The sequence below is a fragment of the Clostridium sp. DFI.1.208 genome (genome assembly GCF_024463855.1).
Lineage (GTDB): Bacteria > Bacillota_I > Bacilli_A > Erysipelotrichales > Erysipelotrichaceae > Clostridium_AQ.
Map to the genome: position 1 here is coordinate 43934 of NZ_JANGCA010000033.1, position 9637 is coordinate 53570.

Annotated in this window: 11 protein-coding genes; 8 read left to right on the forward strand and 3 right to left on the reverse strand. The window is 48.5% G+C overall.

The window, feature by feature from the left end:
- Window positions 1-170: 170 nt before the first annotated feature.
- The 7 genes from NE665_RS15895 to NE665_RS15925 are packed head-to-tail and all read left to right on the forward strand — an operon-like array spanning window position 171 to window position 6585.
- Window positions 171-4286 (forward strand): FtsK/SpoIIIE domain-containing protein, encoded by a 4116-nt coding sequence (locus NE665_RS15895; RefSeq protein WP_117444909.1) that lies wholly within the window; start codon window positions 171-173, stop codon window positions 4284-4286.
- Window positions 4279-4533, forward strand: coding sequence for a hypothetical protein (locus NE665_RS15900; protein WP_117444908.1), 255 nt, complete (start codon window positions 4279-4281; stop codon window positions 4531-4533). Before NE665_RS15895 ends, NE665_RS15900 begins: the two co-directional genes overlap by 8 nt.
- Window positions 4534-4543: 10 nt before the next feature.
- On the forward strand, window positions 4544-4846 hold the full coding sequence (locus NE665_RS15905) for a WXG100 family type VII secretion target (RefSeq protein WP_117444907.1): 303 nt from the start codon (window positions 4544-4546) through the stop codon (window positions 4844-4846).
- Window positions 4847-4856: 10 nt separating this feature from the next.
- Window positions 4857-5150 (forward strand): pore-forming ESAT-6 family protein, encoded by a 294-nt coding sequence (locus tag NE665_RS15910; RefSeq protein ID WP_117444906.1) that lies wholly within the window; start codon window positions 4857-4859, stop codon window positions 5148-5150.
- Complete coding sequence (locus tag NE665_RS15915; protein WP_117444905.1) at window positions 5128-5346, forward strand: hypothetical protein; 219 nt, start codon at window positions 5128-5130, stop codon at window positions 5344-5346. Before NE665_RS15910 ends, NE665_RS15915 begins: the two co-directional genes overlap by 23 nt.
- A gap of 11 nt (window positions 5347-5357) precedes the next feature.
- Window positions 5358-6275 (forward strand): amino acid transporter, encoded by a 918-nt coding sequence (locus NE665_RS15920; RefSeq protein WP_117444904.1) that lies wholly within the window; start codon window positions 5358-5360, stop codon window positions 6273-6275.
- Window positions 6276-6291: 16 nt separating this feature from the next.
- On the forward strand, window positions 6292-6585 hold the full coding sequence (locus tag NE665_RS15925; protein WP_117444903.1) for a DUF4176 domain-containing protein: 294 nt from the start codon (window positions 6292-6294) through the stop codon (window positions 6583-6585).
- 177 nt (window positions 6586-6762) lie between these two features.
- Here NE665_RS15925 and NE665_RS15930 read toward each other — a convergent pair whose 3' ends face one another.
- On the reverse strand, window positions 6763-7323 hold the full coding sequence (locus NE665_RS15930) for an HD domain-containing protein (RefSeq protein WP_117444902.1): 561 nt from the start codon (window positions 7321-7323) through the stop codon (window positions 6763-6765).
- A 181-nt stretch (window positions 7324-7504) separates the two neighbouring features.
- Here NE665_RS15930 and NE665_RS15935 point away from each other — a divergent pair, with 181 nt between their 5' ends.
- Window positions 7505-8506: a nucleoid-associated protein gene (locus NE665_RS15935; protein ID WP_117444901.1), complete on the forward strand. Its 1002-nt coding sequence runs from the start codon at window positions 7505-7507 to the stop codon at window positions 8504-8506.
- An 80-nt stretch (window positions 8507-8586) separates the two neighbouring features.
- On the opposite strand, the gene NE665_RS15940 is transcribed toward NE665_RS15935, so the two are convergent.
- Together NE665_RS15940 and NE665_RS15945 are read right to left on the reverse strand one after the other, a co-directional pair.
- Window positions 8587-8817 carry a NifU family protein gene (locus NE665_RS15940; RefSeq protein ID WP_117444900.1) on the reverse strand — a complete coding sequence of 77 codons (231 nt, stop codon included), beginning with the start codon at window positions 8815-8817 and terminating at the stop codon, window positions 8587-8589.
- Between the two features lie 16 nt (window positions 8818-8833).
- Window positions 8834-9289 carry a divergent PAP2 family protein gene (locus NE665_RS15945; protein WP_002608489.1) on the reverse strand — a complete coding sequence of 152 codons (456 nt, stop codon included), beginning with the start codon at window positions 9287-9289 and terminating at the stop codon, window positions 8834-8836.
- Window positions 9290-9637: the final 348 nt, after the last annotated feature.

The window sequence follows — 9637 nt, forward strand, 5'->3', positions numbered from 1 at the left end:
AGTGATATTTATAGCTTTGGAAGAACCTGCTATGTCCTGCGTCATGGCCGCTTTCCTACAGGTGAAAAAAGCGGGGATGCGCTGGATGCTTTGTTTCTGCACTGCTGTCAGGAGGAGAAAGAGCAACGCTTTTGCAGCATGCAAGCTGTCATGAAAGAGCTCGTAAGGCTATGCGAAGAATAAGACTTTGTGTTTTGCAGGAGAAGGGCATACAAACGGTTTTGCTAATAAACCAACGAGAGGCTGTGCGTGTGTATCAGTACCGTGACGTAGAGGTGCTGGCGGTATGGAGCATCCATGGATGGAGCTTTCGTGTTGCACAGCCTGCTTCTCCACTGTATCAGCTACAGGAAAAGGAAATCAAAGCGGGCTTTCATTGTGTCATAGCACTGGAGGAGCAGCGGGTGCGCTTTTACGCCGAAGAGCTGTGTGCCGACGCCCTGCACTTTCATGGCTATGCCCTGACAGGCGCAGTACATATCGGTCGCTCCTGTACACAGGAGCTGTATCTTAACAGCCCCGGTATTTCTCAATGCCATGCTCTTTTGCAGCCACTGGATACCGCATGGGAGCTGGTGGATCAGGGAAGTACGAATGGCTGCTATGTCAACCATGAGCGTATCACAAGGTGCAATGTGAAGCCGGGGGATGTCATCCATCTTGGTAATGTGATGCTGCTGATGGGAAAGGACAGCATCTTTGTTCCAGAGCGACTGGCAAATGCTCACCTGCCTGAAATTTCCTATCTTAATACTGTTATACAAAGGGAGGAAGTATGTACAGGCATCTACCAGACACCAAAGCCTGTGGAGAGCTTAGCGATGGAAATTGAGCTGCCTTTGGCCAAGGCCACACAGGAAAATCTTCCTGCAATATTCGTGCTGGGTCCCTCGATCACCATGGGGCTTTCCTCTACAGCTATGGGAATTTTCTCTTTCTGGCTGGCAGCTGAGCGAAAGCAGGACTTGTTTTCTGTTATACCGACACTGCTCATGTCCCTCAGTATGGCGTTGGGAACAATACTCTGGCCGCTGCTGTCAAAGCGTTATGAGCGAAAGCAGCAGCACAGGAAGGAAGAAAAACGCTGTTATCTGTACTCCTGCTATCTCCTGGAGGTCAGACAGCGCATTCAGCAGGCGATACAGGAGCAGCACGCATATCTGCAGAACTGGTATCCGCCGATTGCCAGTCTCTGTGATGATTTTCTTGCGCAAAAGCCGTATCAGCTTCGCGGTGTGAATCAGGAGGGCTGGCTGCATGTGGTCCTGGGGCAGGGCAGCTGTCCGGCCGGTATTGACCTGCAGATACCTCATGTTTCCTCCATGCTGCAGGATGTGCTATTGGATAAGCTGCAGGCATTGCAGAGTGAGCAATACCGGTTGGAAAACGTCCCCATTGTGGCAGATCTTCGCAACTGCTCATCCTTGTGTCTGCAGGGCGAGCGATCCATATGCATCGACATGCTGCTGAATATCCTGCTGCAACTGGTCATACAGCAGTCGGAAAAAGAGGTCTGTATTTGTATCGCTGCGGATAAAGCGCTGCTGTCAAAGGAAAAGCTGTTCTGTCTGCCGCATCTGTTTGCAAACAGGCAGCGCCTGCTGGTATGGGATGGAGCAAGTGCAGGGCGCTGCAGGCGCCTTTTGGAGGAGGTAGTACAGGATGACCGCATACAGGCTGTCATCGTATGTATCCTGGAGCCAAGGCTTGCGGATGATCTGCAGCTGCCCTCGCATGAAAAGCTGCATCTTTTACGCTGGAGCGACACCCTGCACACGGCTTGCAACCTCCTGCTGCAAATAAACGGAAGCAGCGTACACTGGCCGCAGCGTCATGCGGACTTCACAATCGACCGCTGTGCAGCAAAGCAAAGACGGGCAGCATTTGTTCAACGGGCAGCGTATCCAAAAGAGGCTTCACAGGATAAGAAAATACTCAGCTTTTTAAAGCTTTTCCATTGTCGAAGTGTGGAGGAGCTTCAGATCGCCTCCCGTTATCAAATGAGCGATGCCGCGAACAGTCTGCGTGTGATAATCGGACAAAGCGTGGATGGCGGTGAGCTGTATCTGGATGCCCATGAGCACAGCCATGGACCGCATGGATTGCTTGCGGGCATGACCGGCTCCGGCAAAAGCGAATGCCTTTTGACCTATTTGCTGTCGCTGGCGGTTACATTCTCCTGTCAGGATGTCAGCTTTCTGCTGATTGACTTCAAGGGAGGGACCATGGCCAATGCGCTGGCGAAGCTGCCGCATACTGCCGGTATCATAACGAATCTGGATAAGGGGATTCTCATGCGCTGTCTGTGTGCGATTGAAGGAGAGCTGACCCGCAGACAGCAGCAGCTTGCAGATACAGGGAAGCGATACCAGATCAGCAGTATGGATATCGATAAATACATGCAGCTCAGAAAGCAGCATCCCTCCCTTACAGCAATGCCGCATCTGTTTCTGGTCGCAGATGAATTTGCGGAGCTGAAGCAGCTCTTTCCGGCAGTTCTTGACCATTTGCGTCAGTGTGCCAGAATCGGAAGAAGTCTGGGGATTCATCTGCTGCTGGCAACCCAAAAGCCCTTCGGTGTTGTGGATGAGCAGATCTGGAGCAATGCGCGCTTTCATCTATGCCTGAAGGTTGCCGATCGCAATGACAGTATGGATATGTTAAAAAAGGATTCTGCCGTCCATCTGCAGCATCCCGGTCAGCTTTTTTTACAGGTCGGTCATGATGAGGTCTTTGTGCAGGGGCAAAGCGCCTGGACACAGGCGCCCTATGATCCAAACGGAAGCGAAACAGCTGGTCCGTGTCTTTCCTATTATGACGACGATGGTGCTATCCGGGATATGCCGATGTCGGGCAGCACGGTATCCAAAACCGAGCTGGAGGCGGTTTGTGATGCGTTGTGTGCAATCAGTACAGAGCGTGCCGCTCCATTGTGGCTGCCGCCATTACAGCCGGATTTGCGGCAGGAGGAGATACCTGCAATAGGGAATGCGTGCACCCTTGGATTGCTGGATGACATAGCCCATCAACAGCAGCTTCCCTTTTCCATATCCATATGGGACGGGCGAAACCTTGCAGTATGCGGAATGGTGGGCAGTGGGAAGAGCATGTTTGTGGAAACCCTGATCCAAAGCTGTCTTGTGACAGCAGAAAACATACTCTATCTGTTTGATTTTGATAAGCCGCTATTTAAGAAATATGCACAATATCAACAGGTTGCCGCTGTTTTTCAAAGGGAGGATGCAGAGGAAATTCAAAGCTTTTTCAGGTTTATGAGACGCATGATCCAGCAGCGCAGAGCACAGCGGAGCGAGCAGGGAATCCTTTGTATTCTGCATAATTATGAGGTGTTTCATGAGCTGTATCCGGAGCTGGAGGAGGAGCTGCTTTATCTGCTGCGGGAAGGAAAAAAATATGGCATTGTATGCTGTATTACGACAACGATTCTGCAGCAGCTTCCCATGCGTATACAGGCCAGTGTTGAGGACTGGTATGCATTGCAGTGTGCACAAAATGAGGATTACAGCTATCTCTTCTCCTGTGAACAAACCTGTATTCCACTGACACAGCCAGGCTGTGGCCTTATGAAACAGAACGATACACTCTGTATGTTTCAGATTGCTGTTTATCAAAAGGCGGCATGGACAAAGGCATCCAGAGCACCGACACCAGGGGCATATTGTATTCCACGTATGCCGGCGCATGTCTTTCACCCTCTTGCAATGCAAAGCGACAGAAGCTTTTTGGGCAGGGAAATCAAAACGCAGGAGGAGGTTTATACCACCTATCCTACAGGGCGCTGTCTGTTTCTACTGGCGGCCTATCGCCTGAACGACAGCTTTATTTCCCTTTATCTGAAACAGCTGGAAACAGGAGGCTGTGTTCATGTATACAGTCCGCATCCCCTTGCTCATCGAAAGCCGTCCTTGCTGGATACGGTACATGATCTGTTGAAGCATACGCAAAAGCAATATATTGTATGGCATCAGCTGGATGAGCTGGCTCTGGATACTGCTACGATGAAGGCACTGCTGGAGGCAGAGCATCTGCATCATATCTTTATTGAAACCATGCCGCATGTTAGCGCGTATTCTCTATGGGACTGGTATGCTCCGGTATGGCTTGATGCAGTTGTTCTCTGGATGGGGAAGGGATTTCAGGAGCACTCCTATGCATTGAAAAGGAGTGTGCAGACAGATAGAATGCTGAAAAGCAAGGAAGCGATTTACTGGGAGGAGGATACATGCAGAATACTGCAGCTATGGGAGGTAGAAGAAAATGGATGAAAGAATACTGGTGGAGGTGTATGTACCAGCGGTGCAGAAAGGTATGGAGGTGCTGCTTCCCGCACAGGCAAAGCTGTGTGTAGTGCACAGTCTTGTATCACAAATTTTGGAGACTGCCTGGCATTTGGAAAAGGGCAGTCTTGAAAAAGGCAGCTGGTATCTGGAGCAGCAGGACTGCATGCCGGATTTCGAGCTGTGCGTTAAGGAGGCCGGCATTCATAGCGCAGAACGCATCATCATCTTATAGGAGGAACGAAATGAGTATAAAAATACAGGTGGATCCTGCCAGACTGGACAGTGCGGCAGGACAGATCGAACAGCAGACCCTGTCCTACGAAAAGAATTACCGTCGTTTGTTTCAGGAGGTAGCGGCGATGGGCAGCGGTTGGCAGGGAAAGGATAATCAGGCCTTTGTATCACAAATTCAGGGGTTTGAAAAAGACTTTCAGCAGATGGCAGCACTTATGCGTGAGTATGCATCTTTTCTCAAGCTGAGTGCAAAGACCTATCGTCAGACACAGGATGAGCGAGCACAGATGGCCCGCCGTCTGGTCAATTAGGAGGTATATGATGGATCAGCTACAAGTCACACTGGCGCAGCTAACACAGACCGCTGCCAGTATCCGTTCACAGAATCAACAGCTGAATTCCTGTCTGCAGGAAATCGGCAGTTCAATGAATCAGCTTGCTGCCTATTGGCAGTCTCCGGCTTCAGAAAAGATAAGATCCCGTTTTCATGGAATGGTGCCGGTTTTTGACAATTATCGGTCTATTGTCGAAGCCTATGCAAAATTCCTTGATCAGACGGTATCAACCTATCAAAGCATGGAGGCACAGCTGAATGCCAGTGCCGAAGGCTTCTAGGACGCTTATCCAGACGATGGCTTGCACGTATCTGCAGCAGCTGTATGCACTGCAGCTACAGCTGCGCCAGCAAACAGCCATGCTGCCCAATGCCGCTCAGGGCGCAGAGCTTCCCCTGCTGCAGCGACAGTATCGCAATGTCCTGCAAAATGTACAGGAACAGATTCGGATATGTGAGGGACTGCGTATGCTGTAGGCGATAGCTGAATGATAAAAATACATACCGGAAAGCTGCTGCAGCTTCAGCAAACTACACAGCTCACCTGGAAACAAAGCAGCCGCCTGCGCCCTTCACTTAATCAGCTTCAACATATTCTGGGACAAACATCGCAGCTAAGCCGCCTATCACTGTTGCAGCGACAGCTGGAAGCGCAGCTGTATCAGCTGCAAGGCTATTTCCATGATTCACAAATGCAATATGAATCGATGGAGCAGCGTCTTCTGCATAAGGCTGCTCAGCTGCGCCAGGTCGCAACACCATCCAGTGACAGCGATTGGCAGGATGCCTGGTATACGCGTAAGGACAGCTGGAAAACAACCCATCGTACACACACGACCTTTGGAAGCGGCAGGTCCCTTGTCGATTATGCGAAAAACGGTATCTGTGCCGGAATTTTCGGCGGCTTTGATGCCTTTCGCTATAATCTGGGAAGAGACAGCAAATATACATCGGCAAACGCTCAGTTTGCACTTGGCAGTGCCCGTGTGTCTGCGGATGGAAAGGCGATGCTGTATGAGGAGGGTACCTGGAATCCACAGCTGCAGCTGGAGGCAGAAGCACAAGCTGCGCTTGCTCAGCTGAAAGCAGGATTTGATATCGGCACCTCTTATGTACATGCCGGAATTGAAGCATCTGTAGGGGTTGGTGTTGCCAAGGGCTCTGCCAAGGCGGTGATTAAGAAGGATGAGGTTACGCTGAAGGGAGAAATCGGAGTGGCTGCTGTACAGGGAGAGGTGAAAGGGAAATTTTCTCTGTTTGGCGCAGATATAACGCTGAGCGGTACCGGTGAGCTTGGTGCTGCCGGAGTTGGCGCAGAGTTTTCCAGTAAAAAAGGGGAAGTGGAGTTTGGCGGAAAGGCTTCACTGCTTGCAGGTCTGGGATTTAAGGTTAAAATCAATTACTGATGGGAAGGTATAAGGAATGAAAAAGGAAGCATTAAAAAATATTCTGCCGCTTGGCAGTGTGATCACCCTGAAGAAAGGGCGAAAAAAACTAATGATTATCGGAAGAATCCAGGAGGAACGCGCCAGTGGTATCCTGTATGATTATGCAGCGGTGCTGTATCCGGAGGGTATGCTGGATGCATCGGAGCTGTATATGTTTCAGGGAGAGGATATCGATCGTATCTATCATGTGGGACTGCAGGAGGAAGAGGAGTTCGCCTTTCGCAGCTATATGGAACAAAAGCTGCAGGAATTGAACCTGCTCGAATAAGCAGGCTGCTTTCCTATATCTAAAAACACGTCCAATCTCTCTGAGAATGGACGTGTTTATGATAAAGGGGACATACGAGTCAGCTTGAATAGCCGATCGTCTGATTCCTTTTTGACAAAAGAAAAAGCTGCGCTCCGAACGTCTATCAGGGAGCACAGCATGCTATGGATCAAACCGTTATCGAATGCTGAAGGAAAGCAATGCTGCCAGTGAAATTGCATGTCTGGAATACCGCACCTTTCTTCCACCCTGTAACAGAATTTCGCTCATGGCGCAGTATTTATCAACCGCCTGCAGCACCCAGCCCTCTTTTGTTTTGGGACAATGCAGTGTCATCGGCCACATATGGTGTACGATGGCATCTTCAATGATGGCATTGACTGAGGTTGCCTTGCGTGCATTTTCCAGTGCAATCTGCGGATGCACGGCACAGTGTCGTCCCTCGATGGGACGCTCATCCTTATCCAAATCCCTCCAGTCATAATGATACAGATCGTGAAGCAGACCGGCTCTTGCGGCACTGCAGGAATCCAGATGCAATCTGCGTGCGATTAGAAATGTATAATAAGAGACATTCAGCGAGTGCTGAAATCTTGATGTGTCCATATGCTGTGTAAATGCTTTGAGGTCCTGCACATCATCCAGCGGCAGTAGGTCAAAGATACAGCTCAGATACTCCTGAGCCAGATCATTGTCGGCGTTATTCAAATCTATTCTGGAAAAAATCGCTTTTTGCATTCCATGACCACCTTTTTTTACATCGTCATTACTATAGCACTACTCTGTGAAAAAATCATGTGAACATTTTGTGATTTTTAAATTCAGAGTCAATTCATACTATGCAAAGCCTTCAAAATGGGGTATCATAAACAGGCAAAGACATGGATATGAAAGTCTATTATAAGGAAAGAGGGAACCTATGCCGGAATTTGAAAAGGTGATTGTCCACGTTCTGGACTGTGAACAGAATACATGTATTATGAGTACCAGCTGCATGCAGGAGCTGCAGCCGGAGGTTGAAAAAATGATGCAGACCAAGGCATCCAGGGTTTTTTCCAGCTCCTCTAAAAAGAGTGGAAAATTCAAGGAAAGCTCACAGGTGAAGCAGTGGCTGGACAGCTTTAAGCTGCAGGAGCTCAGCTTTGAACAGCTCAGTGAGAAGCTTGCACGCCACATATTTGATGCAAAGCTTCGATGTGCATTATATTATCCAAGCGATTTGCTGATTGCACAGGTGATGGAAGAGGGAAGGCGCTATCTGCTGGTAATCGATAATGCCTACAGTGAAGGCATTACGCATACACTGGTACAGGAGGAGGCCGGCATGCGGAATGACATCATCCCTTATCGTACACTGCTTTCCTCCTCCTTAGTCAAGGCGGATAAGGCATTTCTGGTGGAGCTGAGCGATTATGCGCTGCACTGTGTGGAAAGCAAGGTGGAAATCGAGGCGGAGAAGGTAAACTTCTTTGCGGATATCATACTGGAAAGCACCACCTCCCCCTCCTACAAGGAAGCCGTGTCCTCCCTGGCGAAAATCACAGAGGAAATCAGTGATAAATACGACCTGGATCAGATGGAGGTCGTTCCGAAAATGAAAAGTATCATAAAAGAGAATATCGAGCAGCAGACACCGATTGAAATTGAAGAGGTCGCAGAGCTATTGTTCGCTGAAAAGCCGCTTGCCCGGGATGATTTTCGTGAGGAGCTGCGCAAACAGGGCGTTGAAAAGCCGATTGAAGTGGAATATGTAAAGCCAGCACGTTCGGATAAGGTACAGAAAATCAAAACGGATAAAGGAATCGAAATCATCATACCGGTGGACTATATGAACTCCCGGGATTTTGTGGAATTTAAAAATCAGCCGGATGGAACGATTTCCATACAGCTGAAAAATATAACTCGGATCACAAGTAAATAGGGATAGCGTTCACCCGTGATGAACAGGAAAAGTAAAAACACATGAAGCAAGTAAGCCGCATGTGTTTTCTTTATAAAGCGTTATTCTACCAGTGTAACACCACTAACGCCTTCGACCTCATCCAGCAGAATTGCCTCAATACCACCCTGAATCGTATCGTCGATGGACATGCAGCCGACACATGCTCCCAGAAGACGTACACCGACAATGCCATCCTCAAAGGATACAAATTCTACATCGCCGCCATCTCTTTGTATGTATGGACGTATTTTCTCAATGGTTTGCTTGATTTCATCTATCTTTGTCTGCATCCTATTCCTTCTTTCTCTAATGGATAAGCTGATACATGGACAGGGATACCAGTATGCCCAGCAGGATACCTCCAAGTATTTCAATGAATTTATGGCCAAGAACGCTTTTGATCTTTTCATGATAGATCGGGTCGTTGAATTTCAGACCCTTCAGTGTCTCCAGATCGCTGATCAGCTGCTTTGTCAGCTGTATATTTCTGCCTGCGTAATAACGTACATTGGCTGCATCGTAAATAACGATGAAGCTGAAAACACAGGTAATTGCGAACAGGGCGGAATCAAAGCCTTCGTTCATGCCGATCGCAATCGTCAGGGCTGTTACCGTAGAGCTGTGGGAGCTTGGAAAGCCTCCGCAGGCGATGCACTGATGCACATCCAGTTCCTTGGTGCGGAAATAAAGCACGATCGGCTTTAAAACCTGGGCGATGACATTTGCCAGAAGGGCAGCCACCAGGGGGTAAATCGAACTCATGTCTGTATCACCTCATATAGTCCAGAGTGCTGTCTGCATAACGATTGGCCGCTATAGATGCAGATATATGAAATAAGGAACACGGCAGAAATCATACCATGGGGACTGTATGAAAAATCTGTGTATTTCACTTCCACTATCAGCTTTTTACGGCGAATCATCAGCCTTTTACGCTCTCTGCCATATTATTATAACACAAAATCAGAAAAGATATGATATAATCCCGTCTTTGACAGTTTAAGAAAAAAATAACTCAAGAAAACCCTTTAGTTAAGGGTTAATCTTGAGTTTTTGGTTTTGCAGGTGAATATAGTAATTGATTTGCAACCTTAGACTGATGAATGATAC

What these genes read in the sequence shown, in the direction of transcription:
- NE665_RS15940 (WP_117444900.1), bottom strand. Translation starts at nt 8,817, where the DNA reads ATGCAGACAAAGATAGATGAAATCAAGCAAACCATTGAGAAAATACGT.
- NE665_RS15915 (WP_117444905.1), top strand. Translation starts at nt 5,128, where the DNA reads ATGCCAGTGCCGAAGGCTTCTAGGACGCTTATCCAGACGATGGCTTGC.
- NE665_RS15945 (WP_002608489.1), bottom strand. Translation starts at nt 9,289, where the DNA reads ATGAGTTCGATTTACCCCCTGGTGGCTGCCCTTCTGGCAAATGTCATC.
- NE665_RS15910 (WP_117444906.1), top strand. Translation starts at nt 4,857, where the DNA reads ATGGATCAGCTACAAGTCACACTGGCGCAGCTAACACAGACCGCTGCC.
- NE665_RS15920 (WP_117444904.1), top strand. Translation starts at nt 5,358, where the DNA reads ATGATAAAAATACATACCGGAAAGCTGCTGCAGCTTCAGCAAACTACA.
- NE665_RS15935 (WP_117444901.1), top strand. Translation starts at nt 7,505, where the DNA reads ATGCCGGAATTTGAAAAGGTGATTGTCCACGTTCTGGACTGTGAACAG.
- NE665_RS15905 (WP_117444907.1), top strand. Translation starts at nt 4,544, where the DNA reads ATGAGTATAAAAATACAGGTGGATCCTGCCAGACTGGACAGTGCGGCA.
- NE665_RS15925 (WP_117444903.1), top strand. Translation starts at nt 6,292, where the DNA reads ATGAAAAAGGAAGCATTAAAAAATATTCTGCCGCTTGGCAGTGTGATC.
- NE665_RS15895 (WP_117444909.1), top strand. Translation starts at nt 171, where the DNA reads ATGCGAAGAATAAGACTTTGTGTTTTGCAGGAGAAGGGCATACAAACG.
- NE665_RS15930 (WP_117444902.1), bottom strand. Translation starts at nt 7,323, where the DNA reads ATGCAAAAAGCGATTTTTTCCAGAATAGATTTGAATAACGCCGACAAT.
- NE665_RS15900 (WP_117444908.1), top strand. Translation starts at nt 4,279, where the DNA reads ATGGATGAAAGAATACTGGTGGAGGTGTATGTACCAGCGGTGCAGAAA.